General features: G+C 69.5%; 24 protein-coding genes, 1 tRNA gene and 1 pseudogene. 6 read left to right on the top strand and 20 right to left on the bottom strand.

The genetic code is table 11. The features are described 5' to 3' along the window. Positions 1-104: 104 nt before the first annotated feature. Entirely contained in the window at positions 105-581 is a 477-nt protein-coding gene (locus tag ABZ865_RS20035; protein ID WP_361231755.1) for an ATP-binding protein, read from the bottom strand. A 159-nt stretch (positions 582-740) separates the two neighbouring features. Here ABZ865_RS20035 and ABZ865_RS20040 point away from each other — a divergent pair, with 159 nt between their 5' ends. Further along, complete coding sequence (locus tag ABZ865_RS20040) at positions 741-1,061, top strand: STAS domain-containing protein (RefSeq protein WP_361232273.1); 321 nt, start codon at positions 741-743, stop codon at positions 1,059-1,061. A gap of 172 nt (positions 1,062-1,233) precedes the next feature. On the opposite strand, the pseudogene ABZ865_RS20045 reads toward ABZ865_RS20040, so the two are convergent. The 15 genes and pseudogenes from ABZ865_RS20045 to ABZ865_RS20115 form a co-directional block, all read right to left on the bottom strand. Beyond that, positions 1,234-1,332 (bottom strand): annotated as a pseudogene (locus ABZ865_RS20045) (DNA mismatch repair protein MutT); the annotation flags it as partial. A 2-nt stretch (positions 1,333-1,334) separates the two neighbouring features. After that, entirely contained in the window at positions 1,335-2,171 is an 837-nt protein-coding gene (locus tag ABZ865_RS20050; RefSeq protein ID WP_361231757.1) for a hypothetical protein, read from the bottom strand. Next, positions 2,155-3,039, bottom strand: a complete 885-nt coding sequence (locus tag ABZ865_RS20055) for an aldo/keto reductase (protein WP_361231759.1) — start codon at positions 3,037-3,039, stop codon at positions 2,155-2,157. Before ABZ865_RS20055 ends, ABZ865_RS20050 begins: the two co-directional genes overlap by 17 nt. Continuing rightward, entirely contained in the window at positions 3,036-4,205 is a 1,170-nt protein-coding gene (locus tag ABZ865_RS20060) for a cupin domain-containing protein (protein ID WP_361231761.1), read from the bottom strand. The genes ABZ865_RS20055 and ABZ865_RS20060 overlap by 4 nt, the downstream gene beginning before the upstream one ends. 15 nt (positions 4,206-4,220) lie before the next feature. Then, positions 4,221-4,355, bottom strand: coding sequence for a hypothetical protein (locus ABZ865_RS20065; protein ID WP_361231763.1), 135 nt, complete (start codon positions 4,353-4,355; stop codon positions 4,221-4,223). A 177-nt stretch (positions 4,356-4,532) separates the two neighbouring features. Continuing rightward, positions 4,533-4,856 (bottom strand): hypothetical protein, encoded by a 324-nt coding sequence (locus tag ABZ865_RS20070; protein WP_361231765.1) that lies wholly within the window; start codon positions 4,854-4,856, stop codon positions 4,533-4,535. Next, the gene (locus tag ABZ865_RS20075; RefSeq protein WP_361232276.1) at positions 4,850-5,257 is read right to left on the bottom strand and encodes an ATP-binding protein; all 408 of its coding nucleotides are present in this window, start codon (positions 5,255-5,257) and stop codon (positions 4,850-4,852) included. The genes ABZ865_RS20070 and ABZ865_RS20075 overlap by 7 nt, the downstream gene beginning before the upstream one ends. 172 nt (positions 5,258-5,429) lie before the next feature. Then, positions 5,430-6,278 (bottom strand): helix-turn-helix transcriptional regulator, encoded by an 849-nt coding sequence (locus tag ABZ865_RS20080; RefSeq protein WP_361231767.1) that lies wholly within the window; start codon positions 6,276-6,278, stop codon positions 5,430-5,432. A 15-nt stretch (positions 6,279-6,293) separates the two neighbouring features. After that, the gene (locus ABZ865_RS20085) at positions 6,294-6,827 is read right to left on the bottom strand and encodes a DUF6879 family protein (protein WP_361231769.1); all 534 of its coding nucleotides are present in this window, start codon (positions 6,825-6,827) and stop codon (positions 6,294-6,296) included. Beyond that, positions 6,796-7,062, bottom strand: coding sequence for a hypothetical protein (locus ABZ865_RS20090; protein ID WP_361231771.1), 267 nt, complete (start codon positions 7,060-7,062; stop codon positions 6,796-6,798). The genes ABZ865_RS20085 and ABZ865_RS20090 overlap by 32 nt, the downstream gene beginning before the upstream one ends. Positions 7,063-7,224: 162 nt before the next feature. After that, positions 7,225-8,937 (bottom strand): relaxase/mobilization nuclease domain-containing protein, encoded by a 1,713-nt coding sequence (locus ABZ865_RS20095; RefSeq protein ID WP_361231773.1) that lies wholly within the window; start codon positions 8,935-8,937, stop codon positions 7,225-7,227. After that, entirely contained in the window at positions 8,934-9,506 is a 573-nt protein-coding gene (locus ABZ865_RS20100) for a MobC family plasmid mobilization relaxosome protein (protein WP_361231775.1), read from the bottom strand. The genes ABZ865_RS20095 and ABZ865_RS20100 overlap by 4 nt, the downstream gene beginning before the upstream one ends. Before the next feature lie 345 nt (positions 9,507-9,851). Continuing rightward, positions 9,852-10,649, bottom strand: a complete 798-nt coding sequence (locus tag ABZ865_RS20105) for a DUF2637 domain-containing protein (protein WP_361231777.1) — start codon at positions 10,647-10,649, stop codon at positions 9,852-9,854. A gap of 468 nt (positions 10,650-11,117) precedes the next feature. Continuing rightward, the gene (locus tag ABZ865_RS20110; RefSeq protein WP_361231779.1) at positions 11,118-12,380 is read right to left on the bottom strand and encodes a DUF3631 domain-containing protein; all 1,263 of its coding nucleotides are present in this window, start codon (positions 12,378-12,380) and stop codon (positions 11,118-11,120) included. A gap of 263 nt (positions 12,381-12,643) precedes the next feature. Continuing rightward, complete coding sequence (locus tag ABZ865_RS20115) at positions 12,644-12,883, bottom strand: hypothetical protein (protein WP_361231781.1); 240 nt, start codon at positions 12,881-12,883, stop codon at positions 12,644-12,646. Positions 12,884-12,979: 96 nt separating this feature from the next. On the opposite strand from ABZ865_RS20115, the gene ABZ865_RS20120 reads away from it, so the two are divergent. Then, positions 12,980-13,666: a helix-turn-helix transcriptional regulator gene (locus ABZ865_RS20120; protein ID WP_361231783.1), complete on the top strand. Its 687-nt coding sequence runs from the start codon at positions 12,980-12,982 to the stop codon at positions 13,664-13,666. Further along, positions 13,663-15,324 (top strand): site-specific integrase, encoded by a 1,662-nt coding sequence (locus ABZ865_RS20125; protein ID WP_361231785.1) that lies wholly within the window; start codon positions 13,663-13,665, stop codon positions 15,322-15,324. The genes ABZ865_RS20120 and ABZ865_RS20125 overlap by 4 nt, the downstream gene beginning before the upstream one ends. 47 nt (positions 15,325-15,371) lie before the next feature. On the opposite strand, the gene ABZ865_RS20130 is transcribed toward ABZ865_RS20125, so the two are convergent. Next, positions 15,372-15,444: transfer RNA gene (locus ABZ865_RS20130), tRNA-Arg, on the bottom strand. Positions 15,445-15,507: 63 nt separating this feature from the next. Beyond that, complete coding sequence (locus ABZ865_RS20135; protein ID WP_361231787.1) at positions 15,508-16,824, bottom strand: M6 family metalloprotease domain-containing protein; 1,317 nt, start codon at positions 16,822-16,824, stop codon at positions 15,508-15,510. Between the two features lie 354 nt (positions 16,825-17,178). Here ABZ865_RS20135 and ABZ865_RS20140 point away from each other — a divergent pair, with 354 nt between their 5' ends. Both ABZ865_RS20140 and ABZ865_RS20145 read left to right on the top strand, forming a co-directional pair. Then, complete coding sequence (locus tag ABZ865_RS20140) at positions 17,179-17,820, top strand: TetR/AcrR family transcriptional regulator (protein WP_361231789.1); 642 nt, start codon at positions 17,179-17,181, stop codon at positions 17,818-17,820. A gap of 310 nt (positions 17,821-18,130) precedes the next feature. Continuing rightward, complete coding sequence (locus ABZ865_RS20145) at positions 18,131-19,675, top strand: MFS transporter (protein ID WP_361231791.1); 1,545 nt, start codon at positions 18,131-18,133, stop codon at positions 19,673-19,675. 64 nt (positions 19,676-19,739) lie between these two features. Here ABZ865_RS20145 and ABZ865_RS20150 read toward each other — a convergent pair whose 3' ends face one another. Continuing rightward, positions 19,740-20,243: a MarR family transcriptional regulator gene (locus ABZ865_RS20150; RefSeq protein WP_361231793.1), complete on the bottom strand. Its 504-nt coding sequence runs from the start codon at positions 20,241-20,243 to the stop codon at positions 19,740-19,742. A gap of 119 nt (positions 20,244-20,362) precedes the next feature. Between ABZ865_RS20150 and ABZ865_RS20155 the strand changes: the two genes are divergently transcribed. Continuing rightward, the gene (locus ABZ865_RS20155) at positions 20,363-21,172 is read left to right on the top strand and encodes a class III extradiol ring-cleavage dioxygenase (RefSeq protein WP_361231795.1); all 810 of its coding nucleotides are present in this window, start codon (positions 20,363-20,365) and stop codon (positions 21,170-21,172) included. A 44-nt stretch (positions 21,173-21,216) separates the two neighbouring features. Here the strand turns inward: ABZ865_RS20155 and ABZ865_RS20160 are convergent, their stop codons facing one another. Next, positions 21,217-21,735 (bottom strand): N-acetyltransferase family protein, encoded by a 519-nt coding sequence (locus ABZ865_RS20160; protein WP_361231797.1) that lies wholly within the window; start codon positions 21,733-21,735, stop codon positions 21,217-21,219. Positions 21,736-21,790: the final 55 nt, after the last annotated feature.

Genomic DNA, 21,790 nt, shown 5'->3' on the forward strand with positions numbered 1-21,790 from the left:
AAGTCTGCCGGCCAGTGCGGCGAAGGAGGCTATGTGTGGTCCCCCAGCGCTCCAGCTTGTCTTTCGAAGCAGGCACGCACTGCCCTGGATCCGGCGGGCCTGACTCACAGCACCTGGTGGCCGCCAGGGTCTCCGCCGGGATCATCGGCGAGGACGACAGCCGCCGTGATCCGCTTGCCCACCGGTTCGCGGTGGACAGCGAAGCTCCGGCACACCGCCATGACAATCTCCAAACCGTGCTGACCGATCCGCTCGGGGTCCGCCGCCAGCACCGACGGCAGCATCGTGCTGCTGTCCCACACACTGACCTCGACGGTTCCCTCTTCGATCTTCAGCGTCAGCAGGCAGGGGCCGGGCGCGTACTTGCGGGCATTGGTCACCAGCTCGCTCACCACCAGCTGCACCATGCCCATCGCCCGGCCGGAAACCGGCAGCCCATGAACGGCCTGCAGGTTCACGAGGAACGACCGGGCCAGGTCACGGGCTTCGGCGATCTCCTCACTGCCCTCGAACGCCGCAGCCACCGATGCCGGCCTGTCGACCAGCGACTCTCTGCCGTCGCCTTCCGCCGCCTCGTCCATCCTGCCGCCTCACACTGACCCCGCCGCCTTACAGCACGTACCCCCACAACCCCGCCACAGGCACGACCACTCAGCGGATAGCCTTGACGGCATCTCTTCAGATCCCGGGCGAGACGGTTGGGCAAGTTTGTGAATGATCTTCCCTCGGTTGAGGCGACCGTGTCGGGCCCCTGCCTGGTCGCGAAGGTGCGCGGGGTCATGGACTATGTCACGCAGCTTGAGCTGCGCGGGCAGCTGACACAGGTGATCGATCGCGCGGAGCGGGCCGTCGTGCTGGACCTGGCGGATGTGTCGTTCTGCGACTCAGCAGGGCTGAACGTGCTGCTGGGAGCTCGCCGTGAGGCAGAGAGGGCAGCCGTGGTGATGGGCCTGGCGTGCGTCCCGGACAAGTTGCACCGGGTCCTGGAGATCACCGGAGCCGATCAGGTCCTGCGGGTCTTTGCCACCGTCGCCGAGGCCGAGGCCGCCCTGAGCAGCTGACGGCACCCTGCATGAGTCCACCCCACGCGGCCATCAGAGACGAGGACGTCGAGTGTGTCCCGGCCGTCCTCGGCCGGGACACTAACCACCTCCTCGTCGGCTACGACCGCGGCCTCTGACACCGACGTACCGCTACCGGGTCCAGCCACACCAGCCGACCTGGCTTCGGCTGCGCCTTGTCGTGGACGATGACGGCGGCGACCAGCAGGGTCATGGATTCGGGGGCGGGCCTGAGGGCTTTGGGCTGGTCGTCGGTTGTCCGCTGAGCCACTCTCAGGCCGTCCTCTCCATTGTCGTCCCCAGGTACTCCTTCACCGGTTCCACCAGTTCCTTGTAGAACGGCGTGCGGTCGGCTGCCTGGAGAATCTGGGCGCAGATGGTCAGTTCTGCCACGCGTGCGGCCGGGGTGTCGAGGATGTGACCGAGGGTCTGGCGGACGCGGGCGGCCGTGGCGGGGGTGTGGAGGGAGTAGAGGTGGAGCTGGGCGGCGTCGAAGGCGACCGGAGCTAGCCCCCATCCCTCCCAGTCGAGGATGGTGAGCTCGGGGCCGCCGAGATTGGACCAGTGGAAATCGCCATGGGCGGTGGACCACTCGATCTGACCGACGTCGCAGCCTGTGTATTCCGGAACAGCTCGGCGGATGTACTCCTCGCGTACGGCGATGCGTTCGGTGGGGGCTTCGGCCAGGTAGTCGAGTGCGGTCCGCAGCTTCGCCCACCATGCGTCGGGGAGGGCGGGATCCTGCGCGAGGACCGGTGAGCGGGAGACCACGGTGGCGTCCGTGTGCTGATACAGCTCCGCCCGGTAGGCCCAGCCGGCGGCCTGCCAGTCGTGGATGTCGTGGAGGGCAGGACGGGGGATCGCGGGAGGAAGCAGCTCCTGGGCAGTCTTCGGGCCGTCCCAGAGTTTCCCGTGCGCCTTGTCAGGGCGCTCTGCGACGACGCGGAGCCAGCCGGTGCCCTGCGCGCTGATTACGGCGCCGGAGAGGGTGCGGCCGGCGTAGCCCCAGATGGGTTCCTCGGCGAGGTCGGTCAGCATGAGAGTGGCGCACGCGAAGGCCCTGGCGGTACCCATGCGCTGGGCGGTGGCGTCGTCAGGCGCCGAGAACATCGATCACCTCGTGCAGGGACTTGTCCGGGAGCGGAGGTAGAGCGAGGACGCGATGAGCGGCCTCCCAGTGTTGCGCATGCCCGGACCCCAAGAGGACGTGATTCACCCCTGGGGTGGACGCGGTGACGCGCAGCGCGGCCTCGGCCGGGGTGGTGCCTGGGTCAATGAGTTGGGCGAGTTCGTCCGTGACCATGGCGGGGAGTTCTCCGCCGTGCAAGGGTGCGGAAATGAACGTGTCCAGGCCGGCCGCGGTCGCCTCAGCCAGAGGGCCAGTGCCCGCCAGGGCCTGGGCGACCGGTTTGAGCATGACCAGCGATACGGGCAGTTGGATGGCGGTCAGGTGATGGCCGGGGCCTCCGCAGTGGGTGGCGATTTCGAGAAGGTCAGCGACGGTGAACGCGCCGTCGAAGCCGGTCCAGGTAGCGACGCCGTAGCCTCCGATCCGTCCGGCGCGGGCCTCGGCTTCGAGAGCGGTGAAGGCGCTTGTGATGGCGTCGTGAGGGCGGTCGGCTCGTTCCGGATTGTGGACGAAGACGATGTCCGGCACACGGCCCAGCTCTGCAACGCTGCGACGGCTCTGCCAAGCGACATAGCGGTACGTGAGGCATTGGCCTGAAGCGGCTTCGGCCGGTGTGACGACTCCCGCGTGACCGGCGGCTGCCGCAATGTCGGGGGTGAAGAAGCCGACCTTCGTCGACACACGCAGATCCGGGTCCCTGGCGAGCACGGGCCGCAACTGGGTCTGGGCGCGGCCGTGGTGGTAGTTGGGTGCGGTGTCGACCCACGACGCCCCGCAGGCGACCGCGTGGACGGCCGCCTGAGGGATGTCCCGGCACCGGTACGTTCCCAGCGCGAGGTCGGGGCTCACGGCTCGCTCACCGCTGCGACGTTTGCGTTGACCAGTTCTGTGACGAGCCCGGCGACCTGTCCGAGCGTGAGGCAACTCGTTTCCGCGAGGTGCCCCAGCCGCACCAAGGCGCCGTCGAGGAGTGGGGACAGCACAGAGCGTACGGGCGGGGCGAACGTCCACTCTTCGCCGCCGGCGAGGAGCACGACCTGGCCCTGCCCGTTCTTGGTCAGCTGGGCTCGGGCGGTGGTGAGCCGGACATGCAGGTCCTCTCGCGCCGGTACGCCCTCGAGGAAGGGCAGTGACGGCATGGGGCGGCCCGGTTCGATGCCATCGCGTGTGGTGAGGAAGTCTCCGATCGCGCCGTCGTTAAGGGCATCAGCGACTTCCTTGCGGAGGAGTTCGAGGTAGGCGGCCTGTTCCTGCGGCGGGGCGAAGACGGGCAGGTGCGCGCGTACGGTTTCCGAGGTCCGCAGCCGGTCCGAGAGCCAGCCCAGCAGGTCCGCGCCGGTGGTGGTCTGGAGTCCGCACGTCAGGTGCAGGGACCGGCCTTCGGTGGCCGCCACCGCGTGCCACCAGCCTCGGGGCAGGTAGAGCATGTCGCCGGCACGCAGGACGATCTCTTCGACGGGCTCGTCTGCCGGAGGTTCCGGGGCTTCGGTGTCACGGTGCAGCGGGTTGATCCGGGTCGGCCCGTACAGGTGCCACCGCTTGGCCCCTTCGAGTTGGACCACGATGACGTCGTGATCGTCCCAGTGGGTGCCGAAGCCCTCCGTCGCGGTCCAGGAGGCGTACACGTTGATCTGGACGCGGCCCCGGAAGGCCGTTTCGAGGGCCTGTGCCAGGCGTTCGGCGGGCTCGTGGAGTTCATCCACGGCGTCCAGGACCAGCGAGGCCCCGTCGCGGAGCTGGCCGTGCAGCCGCGAGGGCTGGATGCGTTGCCACACCACGTTCCTGCGGGTGGGGACAGCGGTGGCGTAGTGCTGCCACGGGATGAGCTCCCCGGCGCGGTGAAGGCGGAGGCGAGGCGGTTCCAGGCGGCCCCGGCCGATGACGGTGTTGAGGTCGACCCACGTCAGGACGGAGGAGAAGTCGGCGACGTCGCGCCAGATGCGGTAGGTGCGGCCGAAGGCCCCGGTGGGGAAGTCCCCACCGAGGCGTTCGACCACCTTCGAGAAGGCGGTCACTTCTGTCGGCTCCGCTCAGTCGTTGGTGTCGGAGACACCGGTCGAGCCGCCATCGGAGGGCTGCTCGGCACGGGAGCGGGCGGCGGCGATGGACTTCCGGGAGACGATCAGAGCGTCCTCGGCGGGCTGCATGACGACGTTCTCGGGCATCGTGCACTCCTGTTCTCTCGGCTTCCTCCCGCTCAGCCAGAGCGAGAGGTCTTGGGCAGATCCGCTGTGTCGGATACAGCCAGCGGGTCTGGGGCGGCGCCCGCCCACCTGGGGGAGACGAGGGGACGCCGTACCGCCCGGGGCTGTCCTCGGTACACCGGGCGGGGTCTGTGGGTGCTACAGGGAGGCCCGCAGGCCCTCCAGGACGAGTGAGAGCAGCGCCGTGTCCAGCTCGGTGGCCTCGGCGGCGGCTCGCCCGTCGGCGTGCCACTGCGCGAGTCGTTCGCGCCACGCGGCCTCGGCGCGCATCACTTCGGTGCGCATATCTGCCAGCGCCAGATCGGTTTCCGTGCGCAGTCGTACGAGATCGGCGGGTGTCAGGCGCAGGGTGCGGACGGTGATCCTGCCCTCCGCGCGGCGGGGTACGGCCAGCTCCACACATCGCTCCGGATCGGCGACGCACGCCAGCTCGTCTTCGGGCAGCAGCCGCAAGGTCAGCACGACGGGACCACCAGCTCCGCCCAGACGGTCTTGCCCCAGCGCATTCGGTCGTAGCCCCACCGGTGTGACAGCGCGTCGATCAATACGAGGCCGCGCCCAGTCTCATCGCCGCCGGCGACCGGACCCATTTCCGGCAGGGCATGGGATTTGTCGGTGACACCGATCCGCACGAGATCGTCCGTGACTCGCCGGACGGACACCCGAATCAGACGGCATGGGGTGTGTCGGACGGCGTTGCCCACCAGCTCGGAGACGATCAGCGTGCCGGCATCGGCCATCTCGCCTATGCCCCAGGTGTTCAGCGCGGCCGACACGAGTCGCCGGGCACGGCGGGCCGTCTCGGGCTCGCAGGGGAGGGTTTCGGTGTAACCGGCCGGTCCGACTGTGGTGGGTCTCGTCATGACGCTCACGGGGTCGTCTCCTCGGGGCTGGGAACGTCCCGCTCGCAACGGGGGGTGCGAGCGGGACTCTCCTCCAGTGCCGCCGAGGGGAGCCTGGCCTGCCCGGCGACGCCAACGACCGTACGGAGAGCCGGAGTTTTGCCTCAACGAAATTGCGGGGAATTGCGCAATGTCATCCGAGGGAGTCGATCGCCGTGTTGATCAAAGCGCGGGCGGCGTTGCCGTGGACGGCCATCTTCGTCAGCTCACCGAACGCTTTGCGGTAGTCGGCGAGTTCACGGGGTTGCACCACGTTGACCTCGGCCGTGAGGGTTTCCACGACGCTGCGTGTGCCGTCATGGAGGTAGAACGCCTCCAGCGGCCACATCGTCCTGCGGGCGGTGAAGGGAATGACGCCCAGGGAGACGGAAGGGAGCGGCATCACCGCCAGCAGATGCCTCAGCTGTCCGGCCATCGTCTCAGCGTCGCCCACGCGGTAGCGCAGGACGCACTCCTCCATGAGCACGATGAACCGGTGTCCGCCCTCGTACAGGAACCGACTCCGGGCGACACGAGCCGCGACGGCCTCCGAGACGTCGTTGGGGGTCCCCTGGAAGTCGGTGATGGCCTCCATCAGGGCCGTGGCGTAGGCGGGTGTCTGGAAGAAACCGGGCACCACGTTGGAGACGTACGCGCGTGTGACGCCGGTCTGCGCGTAGAGGTCGTAGAAGTCCTCCTGGGTCTTGCGCATGCCCATCCGGTGGCTCCTGCGCCACTCCACGTACATCGAGTCGACGGCGCGGGCCGTGGCGATCAGGTCGTCGGCCTGGTCGGCGGCCCCACAGGCAGTGCACCAGGCGCGGATGTCCACGTCGGTGGGCTGTACCTCGGCCTTTTGGATGCGGGTGGTTTTCGCAGGGTGCCAGCCGCACCGGGCGGAGAGTTCCTTCCCGGTGAGGCCGGCGTCCTTGCGCAGGTGCGTCAGGCGCACGGCGAGGGCTTCACGGGCTGCCTGCGCGCTGGACGAGGGAGAGGCGGGCATGGGGCGGAGCGGGGCTTAGACGGTGTACTTCTCGTGGTCGAAGGCACGCTCCCACACGGCCTCGAACGCATCCGAGCACAGCTTGACCACGGCGGGGTCCTCGCTGAATTCCTTGGGCGGGTCCGCCCAATCTCCGTCCCCGGTGAAGACGTTGAACTGCACCAGGCGGTCATCGAACAGCCAGAAGTCGGCTCCCGGCAGGGCGATGTCCACGGCCCGCCGGCGAGGCAGCCAGCGCACCAGTTCACCCGCCTCGACGTTCATCGGGGTGGCGGCGTGCTCCCAGCGGATGTAGTCCGTCACGGGCTCGGAAACGATCCTGGCCCGACGCATCACCACGCCACGGCCGACGGCCTCCCGCACCATGCCCAGCCAGCCGGGCCACCACCGCGCCGTCGGATCGAGATCGACGTGGCCGGTGCGCTTGAACTGCTCGAACTCCTCCGCCTCGTCACCGACGCCGTACACGTCGCGCATCTCCAGATGCACCGCGCTGCGGCGCGTACCGGCCAGCAGCTCAGCGAAGCTCGGTACGCCGCTCTGCGACATCGCACGCCTCCCTCAGAATCGGCACCATGCGGGCCGGAATGCGGATCACCGTCTCGTGGGCGGGGATTCCCACCGCGTGACCGGCGACCCACTCCGTACCACTGACCAGTGCCTCCAGCGCTTCCTCGGCCTTGACGCCCTGGAGGACCAGGTCAGCCGTCTCCTCTTCCACCCACACCGTCGGCGACCCCTCGCCCCCGGTGTTGGGGTCGATCCCGATGAACTGTAGGTCCACGATGCCCTCCCAGATCAAGTCGGTTGCGCGTTCTTGCGTGCGACGCTTCCGAAGGAGGCGAGGGCCGTCAAGGGCACGGGGTCGGTTCGGTGTGACGTTGGCTTGAACGCACCAACTCTCCGTCGCAGAAGCTGCGGGGCGCACGGCGAAACCACGCGGCGCCTACCGGTGCTTTCGAAGCTGTTGTTCGGTGGGGATGGCCACCACTGAGAGCTGGGGGCTCCCGTTCGGCTGGGTGGGCGTCGAGGCTCCGATGGTCGAGCGTCGGCGGGCGGCTTCGGCGCGGCGGTTGGGTGCTGGGTTTCGGCCGGTGTGCTGGATGCGGGTGATCAGGACGCGGGCGGGTTGGCGGGCGGTGGTCAGTTCGCGTTGGGTGGCGGCCTCCTTGAGGAGCTGGTGCGGTGGGTGACCGCGGGCTTCGGCGTCGGCGAGGACGGTGGCGAGCGCAGGCCAGGCCGGGTCGGCGAGGATCCGTTCGGCGTGGTCGGGGACTGCTGCTCGTACGTCGTTGGCGAGATCGCCGCGGGCTTGCTCCCTGGGCGGCCGGACTGTGAGTTCGGCGAGCGTCGGGGCGAGGGCACGGTCTACGGCTGTCTGGAGGTGCTGGGCAGCCTGTCGGGCTGCTTCGGCCTGGTGGGCGTGGTTTTTCGCTTCGTGCCAGCGCCGGGCGACGATGGCAGACCAGACGAGGGCTGCGAGCAGGGCGGCCAGCGCGCTGCCGTCGGGGCCGGTGGCGGTGTGGACGATGTCGCGTGCCGCGCTGCGTAGGGCCTGGGCGGCGCGGTCTTCGGCGCGGATCTGGGAGCGCTGGGCTCGGGCGAACGCCTTGGATGCCGCTTGAAGTTCGGAGCGCAGGTTGTCAGGTGCCTTCTGGGCGGTGGCTTCGAGCAGCTCGCCGAGGGCTGCGATGTGGGCCTGGGCGCGGGTGTCGTCGGCGAGGTCGGCGTGGAGGGTGTCGAGCGCGTCGGTGGCCTGGTGCCAAGGGGTACGGGGGCGGTTGCGTCGGGCGGTGGGGTGCTCTTCGGGCCGGCCGGATTCGAGGCGTGCCTTGATTTTGGGCAGGGGGAGGTCGGGGGCGATCCTGCCCCCGGAGTGGAAGATCTGTTCGCCGTTCTCGTTGAGGTCGCCGGGGCGGCCGACGGCGTAGCCGAGGAGGTCTCCTGACGGGCCGCGGCGGGCCTTGACCTCGATGCCGTCGGCTTCGAGGTAGGCGATGAATTCCTCGGCGCCTGTCACGTGGGGGATGGCGGCGCGGATGCGGTCCTGGAGCCATTCGGGGCTGGTCTGTTCCCAGCCGAGGCGTTCGGCCTTGTGCATTTCGGCCTGGGTGGGGCGGCGGGTACCGGTGCGATCGCCCTTCTTCAGCCGGCGCAGCCCGTAGTCCTTCTCGATCTCGCGGCAGGCGTCGCCGATGCGGAGGCCGCTGTCGTGGAGTTTGGGGCGGCGGCCGTCTTCGCGGACGGTGGTGGCGAGGATGTGGATGTGGTCGTCGGCGTGGCGTACGGCGATCCAGCGGCAGGCCAGGTCGTCGTCGGCGGGGGCGATGCCGGCGGCCTGGACGATGCGCTGGGCGATCTCGGCCCACTCGGCGTCGGAGAGGTAGCGGTCCTCGGGCGCGGCGCGGACGGGGCAGTGCCAGACGTGGTCGGTGATCTTCCGTCCGAACTCGTTGTTGCGCAGCCGGACGGGTTCGTCGAGGTAGCGGGCGAGTTCGGTGAGGGTGGCGTTCTCGTCGCGGCCGGGGTCGGGCATGCCGAGCATGGCGAACCCAGCCACGATGTGCGGGTCGAGGTGCTCGTCCTGACGGCCAGGGCCGTAGAGGTAGGCGAGCAGGCCGCGGGTGTTGGACCCGGCCCGTTTGATGGCGGCAATCACGCGGACAGTTCCTCTTCCTCCGGCTCGGCCAACTCGGCGGGCTGGCGCAGGGCCTCCGCGATCAGCTCCAGCAGCTGGTGGAGTTCGGTCAGGCGCTGGCGGATGTCGGGTGGGGCGAGGTCACTGTTGAGGGCGCGGGCGATCTGGTTGACGTTGACGCCGATCCGGTTGAGCTGGCGCAGGACCTGGACGCGGAAGTGGTGGGTGCGGCGGCGGTCCTCGGACAGGGGGAGGTTGGCGGTGAACCGTCCGGTGATGAAGGCCATGACCACGTCGGCGGCGAACCCGGAGTCGCCCTTGTAGCCGTGATCGGCGGCGGCCTCCTTGAGGCGAGTGCGCTCTTCGTCGGTGAAGCGCAGGGGGCCGACGCGGTCATCGCGTTTGTCGCCGGTGAAGCGGCGGATCGTCGGCTGGACGCGCTTCACAGGGGGCTCGCCGGCGGTGGCAGCGTCTTCACGTACGGGACGGAGGATCTCGCGCTGGACGGCGTGGAGTGTGTCCAGGTCGGGGCCGTCCTCGGCAAGGGCCTCCTGGCCTGGCGCCCCCTGGCGCCGGACCTCCTCCGCCACCCCCGGGGCGGAGGTCCCCGAAGTCCGGCCTTGAGTCGGACTCGGGGTACTACTGGCTCCGCCAGGGGCAGCCCGTCCGAACGCCCGCCGCAGACGGTTCATCAGCGTAGGGGACTTCGTCGGCGGTATCGGCTCGTCTGGGGTGTCTTGAGGGTGGTGCGCGTCGTGCGTCACGGTCGGTCTCCGGGAGGGGCGGGAACGCGGATAGTTCCGCAGGAGGTGGCGGCGGACTGGGGGCGGTCACTGCCTCGTCCACAGATGTGGATAAGCAGGCGGCGAGTGAGACGGGTGGCCCGATTGGCCGGGGTGACCGGAAGGGTTCCGGTCACCCTGGGGAGATTCCGGTCAGTCGCTGTCCGGACCGGTCTCGGCGGCAGCTTCGATCTCTGGCCGGAGGGTGGTCATCACTTCGGTCTGCCGCTCGCTGCTGATCGTCAGGCCCTTGGCCTTGACGGCATTCCGGAGCAGTGACCGGGTGAGCGTGCCGTGCTCGGCGAGGGCGATCCGGCCGATCTCCAAGAGTTCCTCAAGCGTGGCGCCGGGCCGACGGCCACCCCGCGGCCTGCTCTCCGCAACCTCGGACGGCGGTTCCGTCGGCTGGCCGGGCACGGCGGTCGGCGGCATGGGCTGGGCGGGCTCGACCGATGCCTCGGCGAGCGTGGCGGGGGCGGTGACCGGTGATTCCGGCGCCAGAGCCTGTCCGGGTTCCGGATGGCCCGCGGGCTGGTCGACGAGCTGGTGGATCTGCCGCATCAGGACGCCGAAGGCCAGCAGGGCTGCGGTCGGGGGGACCGCGGCGACCACGTAGTCGAGCAGTGGCACGGTGCCCGCGCTGCGCGTGCCGTTGACCCCGGCCACGTTGAGCGCGATGGAGCCGACCGATCCGGTGGCCGTAAGGGCGATCGCCCACCTGTCGGTCACCCTGCGCAGGCCCGCGCGGAGCATAAGCAGTTCGCCCGCGACGATGAAGGCGTCCAGGGTCGCCGGCCAGGCCCAGCGGCGAGTGGGAGAGCTGCGTAGCCCGTGATGGCCGGCGACCTCGGCGAGATGTGCGTACGACAACCAGAATCCGCTGATGGTGAGGGCGACTATGACGACCCCGGCCGCACCGAGCGTGTACCGCTCGATGTCCTTCTTCGTCATCGGCAGCCGTCCTTCGTCGGGACGGTGTCCCCGACGAGTGGATGTCAGTGTGAGGGTGGTGAGGGTCAAGCGGGGTGCTCCTGGGGTTTGGCGGTGTGATCCGTCTTGCCGTCTTGGCCGTTGCAAGCGCAGGTCAGGGCCGATACGGCAGGGGCGTTGATGTGCCGTACCGGGGGTGTTGGGGCGTCTTCTAAGGCGGGCGGCCGACCGGCGGCGTCTCGGCGTGTCCCCTGCCAGTCAGGACGGCACTGTCACGTTGTGCCGTCCTGACCGGTGGGGCTTTCACCTGCGGTGATACGGCGAAGACACGTGGGACGGCAGAAGACGGCTTCGGTCGGGGTCCTCCCGGCGGCAGCGATCAGCATGATCGTGTTGCCGTCTTGTCCCCGGTTGCCGTCTTGTCTGCATGCCATTTGACCTGCGGGATCACGGCAGGGACGGCAGGGACGGCCACCGGGGGCGTGGGGCTCAGTCCGCGGCGCGGGCGGCAGGATCGCCGTTCACTGAGTGAACGGTGGGGCAGTAGCGCCGCCAGGCGTCGAGGAACTTGTTGCGCATGTAGCCCTTGCGCTGGGTTCCGTCGGGGAGGCGGACGTTGCCGGGCCTGATGTCGAACTCCCGGAGCATCGCTGCCAGGTCCTTGGCGTTCAGCCCGTTGCGTCCCCACTCCGCCCAGGGGCTCTCGGCATCCTGGCGGAGCTGGTGGAGGAGTTCGTCCGTGGTAAGGCTGTCGGGCTCGCGCTGGGCTACGAACACCCTGCGGATGTCGGCGAGGATCCGGGCTCCGCCGGGCCGGTCCTCCTCTGCCTCGACCTCGGCGGCGACCATCCGTGCGCACGCTTCTCGGGCGCGACTGGGCCAGGATCCGGCGGCCAGGTCCGCGATGATGACCAACGGCTCCCAGGTGTCCGCAGCCCGGTCCTCCACCGGCATGTCCGGCTCCAGGTCCGCCGCCTCATCCAGCAGCGGCCTTGTCCATGCAGCGATCCGGTCACGCAGGTCATGCAGGGCGGGGATGTCGCGTCGGGAGCGGAAGGGCTTGACGCGCTCCCCCTCCGCCCGGCGGCGCATACGGATCACCACAGCTCGATCCATGATCGTGTCGGGCAGGTCACCGATCCCCGCGAGGGCTGCCATGGCGAAGGTGGCGAACCTGTGCGGGGTGTGGTCGTTGCCGACGACCCGGGTGACGTAGCGGTTGCGCTGATGGCCGGCGTTGAGCAGGCCGCGCATCTCCTCGTTCTTCTCCGCCTGCTTCGGCGTGCCGAAGATGGTGTCCGCCTCGTCCACCAGGAGCGTGGGCGGCTCCTCGGTGATCGACCGGAAGACCGCCGCCGGTGTGGTGTTGATGGTGAGCATCGGCTCGTGGACCGTCTCGGTCAGCACGTCCAGCAAACGCGACTTGCCGCACCGCTTCGCTGGCCCCACCACTGCCAGACGCGGCGCGTGCTGCCAGGCGGGCTGCAGATGCGTCGCCGCCACCCACAGCGTCACGGCGTCCAGCGCCTCCGGTGAGGGAAGGATCACGAACTTCACTATCTGCGCACGTAGTTCGTCCAGCAGCGCCGAGCCGACGGTCGGCTTCGGATCCGGTGCCGGGGTCTCGATCGCCTCGACCGGCGCAGTCGGCTCGGGTTCGCCCTGGTCGGGCTTGCCCGGCACCGCGGCCGGCGGCCATGCGGTGGCAGGGGGTACGGGGGTGGAATAGGGCGAGGGGTTCTCAGGTTGCACCAGGTGGCTCCTCTTCTGCGCCGCCGGGCATGCAGGCCCAGCGGCGCGGATCGTTCGTTGGATTCGGGCGGCGGGGATTCCCGAGCCTCCGGCGTTGCCTCGCCGGAGGCTCGCTGCGTTCAGAGACTGAACACGCGCTGTGTCCCGAGTCGGGACACTCGCTCGGTTCCCCGAGGGAACACGGACAGTACGTCCGCCCCCGGCAACAGTCCAGCGTTTCTGTGTCAGCTCAACGCAGAACAGCCTGCTACGCTCCCCTGCCTTCACGCCGCCAGACCCAGCAGCTCCCACAAGTCCGCGGTCACCACCCGGTAGGCATTGCCCAGCCGCAGCACCTTGCACGGGTAGGCGCCTCGCTTAGCCAACTCATAGCCCTTGCTCCGGCCGAGCCCGAGGGCTCGATTACTCGTGTCCAGGTCAACCGCCACAGGGAGGGCGAGTACCTCCTCCCGGCTCATCCCCTTCGAGCCCTTCGGGTCTCCGGCCATCGCGTCGTAGCGCATGTAGTGCGCTCCCTTCCATACAGCCCTCGGCGAACGTGGTCATCACGTCCGGCTCCAGGCGTCTACGAACCAGGATGGCCAAGCTAATGTGTCTTCATGACACAACGTGGTTTCGATGATGGAAGTGACGAGGACGACGTCCCTGAGTGGGCGGACCGGATCAAGGCCAACGTGGCCGGCGAAGTGCGGCGCAGAAGGAAGGAGATGGGATGGAGTGCGCAGGAGTTGGCGGACCGGTGCGAGGAGCTCGGGCACCCCATCCCGCGCAACGTGATCGCCAACATGGAGTCCGGCCGCCGAGCCAACCTTCCCCTCGTGGACGTGATGGTCCTGGCTGCCGCCCTGGAGACGTACCCGGTCTGCCTGATCTTCCCGGTCGGCTACGTCGAGAAGACCCAGGAACTGCCTTTCCAGCACCTCGTGCCCACCTGGGACGCCCTGCGTCGCTTCACCGGCGAGGAGGACGTACCTGGCTACGACGCGGGCCTGGTCCCCGACTTCGAACTGCACGCCAGCCTCGTCCGCACCGCCCTTGCCGCGCTCGAAGAGGAAGAACAGGCCCGGTTCGCGGCCAAGACGGCCACCAGCCGCGCAGAGAAGGAAGAAGCCGAGCGCCAGCGGGCCAAGTACGCCGACCAGGCCATCTCCACCAAGTACAGGCTCCGCTACCTCCGCCGCGACCTCCGCGAGGAGGGGGCCACACCACCCCATCTGCCACCTGCACTGGGCGACGTAGACCCGCCCGAACCCGATACCGAAACCACCCCGGAGGAACGCCTTTGAAGGGCTCCACCCACCGCCGCTGCTACTGCCGCGACCCCCACACGAGTAAGCCGCTCGGCAAGAAGTGCCCCAAGCTCACGAGCCGCAAGCACGGCTCTTACTCCATACGCCAGGAACTCCCGCTCCGCGAGGACGGCACCCGCCGCTCCTTCAGCCGCGCCGGCTACGACAGCCTCAAGGCCGCCCAGGCGGACCTCGACCACGTCCGTGCCCTGCTTGGCCTCGCCGACTCTGACGACGCCGAGGGCTTGGCCCAGATCGCGGAGCTGCTGGAGAAGGTGGCTGAGGAGAAGGCGCCGCTGCCGGACATCGAGGCGACCCGCAGGCGCCTCAGCCACGGCCTGGACCTGACCAGCCGTCTCACCGTCGGTGATTGGCTGGACATGTGGCTGGCGGGCAAGAAAGGGCGGCAGAGCGCCATCAGCCGCGACGAGAGCAACATCAGGGTGCACCTCAAACCGCGGATCGGGCACCTGCGGCTCGACCGCCTCCGGGTCACCCACCTCACAGAGATGTTCGAGGCTATCGCCGAGGCCAACGTCGAGATCGCCGAAGGCAACGCCGCACGGCGCAAGGCGTTCGAGGACCTGGCCCAGATCCCCTGGAAGGGCCGGGAGCATCGCGCCCGACGCAAGGTGATGAAGGCGGCGATCGAGGAGATGGAGCCCTACCGCCGCATCGTGGGCCCGGCTACCCGCCACCGCGTCCGCTCCACCCTGCGTGCCGCCCTGAATGCCGCGATCGCTCAGCAGCTCATCACCTTCAACCCGGCGGCCCACGTCGAGTTGGAGGCGGGCAAGCGACCCAAGGCGCTGGTGTGGACGGACGAGCGCATCCTCCACTGGAAGCGCACCGGCGAGAAGCCCTCACCCGTGATGGTCTGGACGCCGGAGCACACCGGCCTCTTCCTCGACCACATCGCGGAGGACCGCCTGTACGCCCTGTTCCACCTGATCGCGTTCCGAGGGCTGCGACGAGGCGAGGCGTGCGGGCAGAAGTGGACCGACACCCACCTCGACGCCGGCCTCATCACCGTCGCCAAGCAACTCGTCGTGGACGGCTGGGAGGTGTACGAGGACGACCCAAAGACCGACGCCGGCGCGCGGACCATCGCGCTCGACTCCGACACTGTCCAGGCCCTCAAGCGGCACCGTGCCCAGCAGGACAAGGACCGCAAGGAGTGGGAGAGCGCCTGGGTGGAGACCGGCCGCGTCTTCACCAAGGAGAACGGCGAGATGCTCCACCCCGCCAACGTCACACGGCGGTTCGTCGAGCTGTACGAGGAGGTCGGCCTCCCGCCTGTGCGACTTCACGACCTCCGCCACGGTGCCGCGACGCTGGCCCACGCGGCCGGGGCCGACCTGAAAGACATCCAGGAGATGCTCGGCCACTCCTCGATCACCATCACGGCCGACACGTACACGAGCCTGCTCCCCGAGGCGGACCTTGCGATCGCCGAGGCCGCAGCCCGGCTCGTACCGCGAGCCCGCGTCGCCACCAAGAACGACGCTCCGGAAGACCAGACCGAAGCCGGGGCGGCGGAGGCGAACGTGCCGGACGGTGCTGATCCGTCCGGAGAAATATCGGGGCCTTGCGCCCCGTCCGCTCACGCACCGCTCACGCAAACGGCCCCGGACGAGACGTCCGAGGCCGAATAAGACCCTTCCCTGGGGGAGAAACCCCAGGTCAGAGCGGTGATGCGTTGTGCCCCCGGCAGGATTCGAACCTGCGACACCCGCTTTAGGAGAGCGGTGCTCTATCCCCTGAGCTACGAAGGCGCGGTACTCGGTGGACAGGGTACCGGATCAGGGGGGAGGCCGTGTGGATGGGCGAGGGGGCTGTCAGGTGCGGGTGATGCGGACCTTGTAGTTGCCGTCGAGGTCGGCGCTCGTCACGTGGACGGTGATGCCGTGGCGGGGGTCCTTGAAGGTCTCGCCGGGGGCGAAGGGGGCGTCGGAGAGTTCTGCCTGGACGTTGGGGCTGCGGGTGCAGCCGCCGCTGTCGCGGTGGGCGTCGTAGACGGTGACGGGGCCGCGGCCGGTGTCCACGGTGGCGTCGACCTTGTAGATGAGGATGCCCGGCTTGCAGATGGCCTCGTCGTTGCCGCCCGGTGCGCGCAGTTCCAGCGCGTAGGAGGTGCGGGCGTCGATGGGGACGAGGATCAGCTTGCCGCCGCCCTCCTTGTAGAGGGGGGTCAGGGTGTACTCGACGCTGCTCTTGGCCGCCGCGCAGCCGACCTGGCTCGCGTCCAGCCAGCCCAGTTTCCACTTGTGCCAGCCGAGCAGGTCGTTGTTGGCGCCCCAGTCCTCGCTCATGATGTCCCAGTGCCCGACCGCGCCCCCGCCCTCCTGGGTGTAGAGGTCGGGCAGGCCGAAGGTGTGGCCGTTCTCGTGGGGCAGGACGCGGTAGCCGGTGGCCCCGTAGGTGCCGGAGCCGTCGTCCTGGCGGGAGTAGACGAAGGACGCGTTGGCGATGGGGACCCCGTCGGCGACCGGGGCCTCGCCGTTGCCGGCGAAGGTCACGGAGAGGACGGTGTCCAGGGCGGAGGGGCCGGCGTTCGGGGTGACCAGTACGTTCAGGAGGTCGTACGAGCGGAAGTCCACCTCGGGGTCGGCGGCGGCCACGATGTCCTGCACCAGCTCCCGGTAGCCGGGGTCGAAGGGTGCGCCGCGCTCTATGCCGTACGCCTTGAAGGTCTTGGGCATCCGGAGCCAGTCGGTGATGGGCGTCTCCGGGCGGTAGGTCAGGCGGCCGTACGACGCCGCGTGGAACCATTCCTGGGTCTTCGGGAAGAACTCGTGGAAGCGGTCGAGGGCGCTGCCCTCCCCGCGCGCGTCGGGGAAGTCGACCATCAGGGTCAGGGCGTGGACGGTGCCGGTGGAGCGGGAGTAGCCGGTCGAGGTAGGGAAGCCCTCCGTCATCTGCACCTCCCGGGTGCCGCGGATCATGCAGGGCGAGAGGGCGGAGGAGCGGGCCGGGGCGATGGGCCCGGCGGTGGTGGGCGCCGCCAGATGTCCGGCCCCGGCCGCGGTGCAGACGACGAAGGTCAGCAGGGTCACCGCGGCGAGAGCGGCCACGCGGCGGCGCGGGCGTATACGGCCCCGGCCCTGGCGTATGCGGCCCTGGCGTATGCGGCGGCGGGGCGACTGCGGCTGCATGCACGGACCTCCGCTCCACGGCAGCCGCCCGTCTCCGGCTGCACCCTTGCGCTCACCCTGTGTCGCGGGGAGCGGGGGTGCGCGCTGGAGGAGACCGATCGTGGGATTTCGGCGCGGTGGGGTGTGAATCACGGTGAGTAGTTGCATGCGGGCGAGTTGCGTGAGGTGCGCATGATGCCTGAGTGAATGTGAGGCGGGTCACAGAAGTTTCTTCCGGGCGGGGGAAATAACCGGGGATCCTCTCCCCGTTTAGACCTGTGTCCGCGCGAAACGGGGATCGCTTCCCCGGATCGCCACATCCGTCCAGCCATCCGTCCGTCCAGCCATCCGGACTCTTCCGACTTGGAGTACGCCGTGCAGACCGCACCCCTCACCCGCAAGGCGCCCCGGCCGCGTGCCGACGCGCTGCGCAACCGGGAGCGGATCGTCACCGCCGCCCAGGAGATGTTCGTCGAGCACGGTCCGCACGTGCCGCTCGACGAGATCGCCCGCCGGGCCGGCGTCGGCAACGCCACGCTGTACCGCAACTTCCCGGACCGTGACGCCCTCGTCCGCGAGGTCGTCTGCTCCGTGATGGACCGAACCGCCCAGGCGGCCGAGGACGCTCTCGCCGAGACCGGAGACGCCTTCGCCGCCCTGGAGCACTTCGTGCACACCGCCGCCGACGAGCGGATCAGCGCGCTGTGCCCGATGGTCTCCAGCACCTTCGACAAGCACCACCCCGACCTGGAAGCCGCCGGGCACCGGCTCGAGCAGCTCGTCGAGGAGGTCATGAACCGCGCCAAGGCGGCCGGGCAGCTCCGGCCCGACGTCGGCCTCGGTGACCTGATCGTCGCCGTGGCGCAGCTCAGCCGGCCCCCGGCCGGCACGGACTGCTTCAGCGTCGACCGCTTCGTCCACCGTCATCTCCAGCTGTTCCTGGACGGTCTGCGGGCCCCGGCCCGCTCCGCCCTGCCGGGCAAGCCCGTGACCATGGAGGAGCTGCGCCAGCCCTGACCGAGCACCACCGCCGGACCGAACGCCGCCTGATCGAGGACCCCTGATCACCGAGGACCCCTGATCGAGGACGCCGGACTGGGCGCCGCCCGACCGATGAGTCCGGCGCCGTGCCACGGTCTGCCCTCGCGACCGATTTCCTCAGCCGCAAGCCGAACCAAGCCAGACGAACCAAGCCGAACGAACCCAGCCGACGTCAGCCGACCGCAGCCGATCCCGGCCCGTCCCGGTCCAGCCCGACCGACCGCAGCTGACGCGGGCCGAATCAGCACGCCTTTTTTCCTACGAAAGTCCCGGAGTGGGTACCCCCATGTCTGAAACAGCCGCAAAGGCTCCCCGCGCCGTCGCGCAGAGCGGCGGCGACGCCAACCGCTGGAAGGCGCTCGTCTTCATCGCGCTCGCCCAGCTGATGGTCGTGCTCGACGCGACCATCGTGAACATCGCGCTGCCCTCCGCCCAGCACGACCTGGGCATATCCGACGGCAACCGGCAGTGGGTCGTCACGGCCTACGCCCTCGCCTTCGGCGGTCTGCTGCTGTTCGGCGGCCGGGTCGCCGACCTGTGGGGCCGTAAGCGCGCCTTCGTCATCGGCCTGACCGGCTTCGCCGCGGCCTCCGCGCTCGGCGGCGCGGCCACGACCGGCGCCATGATGTTCGGCGCCCGCGCCCTCCAGGGTGTCTTCGGCGCCATGCTCGCGCCCGCCGCGCTCTCGCTGCTCGCCGTGATGTTCACGGACGCCAAGGAGCGGGCCAAGGCGTTCGGCATCTACGGCGCGATCGCCGGTGGCGGCGGCGCCGTCGGCTTCATCCTCGGCGGCGTGCTGACCGAGTACCTGGACTGGCGCTGGACGTTCTTCGTCAACATCCCGTTCGCCATCGTCGCCGCGCTGGGCGCGTACTTCGTCATCCGTGAGCCGGAGGGCGGCCGCAACCGCAACCCGCTCGACATCCCGGGCGTGCTGCTGTCCACCCTCGGTCTGGTCGCGCTCGTCTACGGCTTCACCCGTGCCGAGTCCGACGGCTGGGGCGACACCGTGACCGTCTCCCTGTTCGTCGCGTCGGCGGTCCTGCTGCTCGCCTTCGTCGTCACCGAGGCCAAGGTCAAGGCCCCGCTGCTGCCCCTGCGCGTGGTCACCGACCGCAACCGCGGCGGCGTCTACCTCTCCCTCGGTATCGCGATCATCGCGATGTTCGGCACGTTCCTGTTCCTGACCTACTACCTGCAGGTCGTGAAGAACTACTCGCCGATCGAGAGCGGCTTCGCCTTCCTGCCGATGGTCGCGGGCATGATGGTCGGCTCGACCCAGATCGGCACGCGCCTGATGACCCGGGTTCCGGCCCGGTTCCTGATGGGTCCCGGCTTCCTGGTGGCCGCGGCCGGCATGTTCCTGCTGGCGCAGCTGGAGATCGGCTCGTCGTACGCCTCCACCATCCTGCCCGCGATGGTGCTGCTCGGTCTCGGCATGGGTACGGCGTTCATGCCCGCAATGTCCCTGGCCACCCTGGGAGTCGAGCCCCGGGACGCCGGTGTCGCCTCCGCGATGGTCAACACCTCGCAGCAGGTGGGCGGCGCGATCGGTACGGCCCTGCTGAACACGATCGCCGCCTCCGCGACGACCGCGTACATCAAGGACCACATCGCCGGCGCCACGACGAAGCCGCAGCAGCAGCTGGTCCAGCTGCAGGGCATGGTGCACGGCTACACCAACGCGATCTGGCTCGCCGTCGGCATGCTGGTGCTCGCCGCGGTGATCGTCCTGACCCTGGTCAACGCGGGCAGCCCGGACAGCAGCCCGGTGGTGGCCTCGGGCGAGGGCGTCGAGGACGAGGTGCCGGTGCCGGTGGTCGCCCACTGACCGCCCGTACCGCCCGCGCCACCGGTACCGCCGGTACCGTCCGTACGGTGATGCACTCGGGGCTTTAGCGGAGCCACGGGAGGTCCGCACCCGCTTCGTCGGGCTGAAGACCCTCGGCGACGATCTCCATGATCTCGCCGAGGGTCTTCTGCTGTTCGGGGCTCAGCCGCTCGAACAGCGCCTGCCGTACGGCGGTCACATGGCCCGGCGCGGTCCGGCTCAGCACCTCGACGCCCTTTTCGGTGAGCACCGCGAACTGGCCGCGCTTGTCGGAGGAGCAGTCCTCGCGGCGGACCCAGCCGTTCTTCTCCAGCCGCGCGATCGCGTGCGACAGCCGGGAGCGGGTGATCTTCGCCTTCATCGCCAGCTCGGTCATCCGCAGCCGGCGGCGCGGCGCCTCGGCGAGCGTGACGAGGAGGCCGTAGTAGATGTGCGGCATGCCCGCGTCACGCTGCAGCTGCCGGTCGAGGTGGTCCTCCAGCAGGGTGGTGGCGTGCAGATAGGCGCGCCAGACGCGCTGCTCCTCGTCGGTGAGCCAGCGGTGCCGGGCGGCGGAGTCCGAGTTCATGGATCCCACTGTACGAGCCATCTCCTTGAAGTTTGAACAACTGGCGCGTAGGCTGTCACCGGAAAGCTTGAGAGTTAAAGCAATGGAGCTTCGACCGAGGATCAGAGGGAGCCGCCGTCATGTCCGCCGCCACGCAGCAGCCGTCCGCCGCCGAGGGTGCGCGCATGCCCGTCCTCTACCTCAGCCACGGCGCCCCGCCGCTCGCCGACGACCCGGTCTGGCCCGGCCAGCTCGCCGCCTGGTCCGCCGGCCTGCCCCGTCCCAAGGCGATCCTCATGGTCTCCGCCCACTGGGAGGAGGCCCCCCTCGCCCTCGGCGCCACCGAGACCGTCCCCCTCGTCTACGACTTCTGGGGCTTCCCCGAGCACTACTACCAGGTCCAGTACGCCGCCCCCGGCGCCCCGGAGCTCGCCGAGTCCGTCCGCAAGCTGCTGCGCGCCCCCGGCACCCCGGTCCAGGACATCCCCGACCGCGGCCTCGACCACGGCGCCTACGTCCCCCTCGTCGAGATGTTCCCGGCCGCCGACATCCCCGTTCTGCAGATCTCCATGCCCACCCTCGACCCGGTCCGCCTCATGGACATCGGCCGCAGGCTCGCCCCCCTGCGCGACGAGGGCGTGCTGATCGTCGGCTCCGGATTCTTCACCCACAACCTGGCCGCCCTGCGCCACGCCGGCGGCGTGCCCAGTTGGTCCGCCGAGTTCGACGACTGGGGCCGGCGGGCCCTGGAGACCCACGACTGGGACGCCCTGCTCGACTTCCTGAACAAGGCCCCGGCCGGCCGCTACGCCCATCCGCGCACCGAACACTTCGCCCCGCTCTTCGTCACCATGGGCGTGGCGGAGGCGGGCGGCGAGCCGGTCGCGCAGAGGTCGGTGATCGACGGGTTCTGGATGGGGCTGGCGAAGCGATCGGTGCAGTTCGGCTGAGTCCATCGACTGCCCAGGGCTGTCCTACGACTGCCCTGGGCAGGTCACAGCTCTTTCTCGTACCAGGCCACGTCCCAGTAGCGGCCGAACTTGCGGCCCACCTCGCTGTACGTGCCGACGTACTGGAAGCCGAAGCGCTCGTGCAGCCGCGTGGAGGCCTCGTTCGGCTGGGTGATCCCGGCGTAGGCGCGGTGCACGTCCTCGTCGGCGAGGGCCTTGAAGAGGGCGTCGTAGAGCAGGCTGCCGATGCCGCGGCGGCCGGCGTCCGGGAGGACGTACACCGAGGTCTCCACGGAGGTGGCGTACGCGGCCTTCGGCCGGTGAGGGCTGGATGTGGCGTACCCCAGAATCTGCTGAGAGTCCGCGTCCGTGGCAACCATCAGGCGGTGGGGGCCGTCTTCCGGGTGGGAGAGCAGCCAAGGACGACGCTCCTCCGGAGTGAAGGCCTCCAGGTCGAAGGTGATGGGCGTCTCGCGTACGTAGTGGTTGTAGAGGGCTGTGAGCGCGGTGAGATCCGCCTCGACTCCCGGCCTGACCTGCACCTCTTCACGTCCGGACAACATCACGCCTCCCTGGTGGCCGAACAGGGTACTGCATGATCATAAAAATTGAGGGGCG

Source organism: Streptomyces sp. NPDC047085, from assembly GCF_040643735.1.
Classification (GTDB): domain Bacteria; phylum Actinomycetota; class Actinomycetes; order Streptomycetales; family Streptomycetaceae; genus Streptomyces.

Coding starts and splice junctions, on each gene's coding strand:
- ABZ865_RS20035 (WP_361231755.1), bottom strand. CDS start 581: ATGGACGAGGCGGCGGAAGGCGACGGCAGAGAGTCGCTGGTCGACAGG.
- ABZ865_RS20050 (WP_361231757.1), bottom strand. CDS start 2,171: ATGTTCTCGGCGCCTGACGACGCCACCGCCCAGCGCATGGGTACCGCC.
- ABZ865_RS20065 (WP_361231763.1), bottom strand. CDS start 4,355: ATGCCCGAGAACGTCGTCATGCAGCCCGCCGAGGACGCTCTGATCGTC.
- ABZ865_RS20075 (WP_361232276.1), bottom strand. CDS start 5,257: ATGACGAGACCCACCACAGTCGGACCGGCCGGTTACACCGAAACCCTC.
- ABZ865_RS20080 (WP_361231767.1), bottom strand. CDS start 6,278: ATGCCCGCCTCTCCCTCGTCCAGCGCGCAGGCAGCCCGTGAAGCCCTC.
- ABZ865_RS20085 (WP_361231769.1), bottom strand. CDS start 6,827: ATGTCGCAGAGCGGCGTACCGAGCTTCGCTGAGCTGCTGGCCGGTACG.
- ABZ865_RS20105 (WP_361231777.1), bottom strand. CDS start 10,649: ATGACGAAGAAGGACATCGAGCGGTACACGCTCGGTGCGGCCGGGGTC.
- ABZ865_RS20115 (WP_361231781.1), bottom strand. CDS start 12,883: ATGCGCTACGACGCGATGGCCGGAGACCCGAAGGGCTCGAAGGGGATG.
- ABZ865_RS20120 (WP_361231783.1), top strand. CDS start 12,980: ATGACACAACGTGGTTTCGATGATGGAAGTGACGAGGACGACGTCCCT.
- ABZ865_RS20135 (WP_361231787.1), bottom strand. CDS start 16,824: ATGCAGCCGCAGTCGCCCCGCCGCCGCATACGCCAGGGCCGCATACGC.
- ABZ865_RS20145 (WP_361231791.1), top strand. CDS start 18,131: ATGTCTGAAACAGCCGCAAAGGCTCCCCGCGCCGTCGCGCAGAGCGGC.
- ABZ865_RS20150 (WP_361231793.1), bottom strand. CDS start 20,243: ATGAACTCGGACTCCGCCGCCCGGCACCGCTGGCTCACCGACGAGGAG.
- ABZ865_RS20155 (WP_361231795.1), top strand. CDS start 20,363: ATGTCCGCCGCCACGCAGCAGCCGTCCGCCGCCGAGGGTGCGCGCATG.
- ABZ865_RS20160 (WP_361231797.1), bottom strand. CDS start 21,735: ATGTTGTCCGGACGTGAAGAGGTGCAGGTCAGGCCGGGAGTCGAGGCG.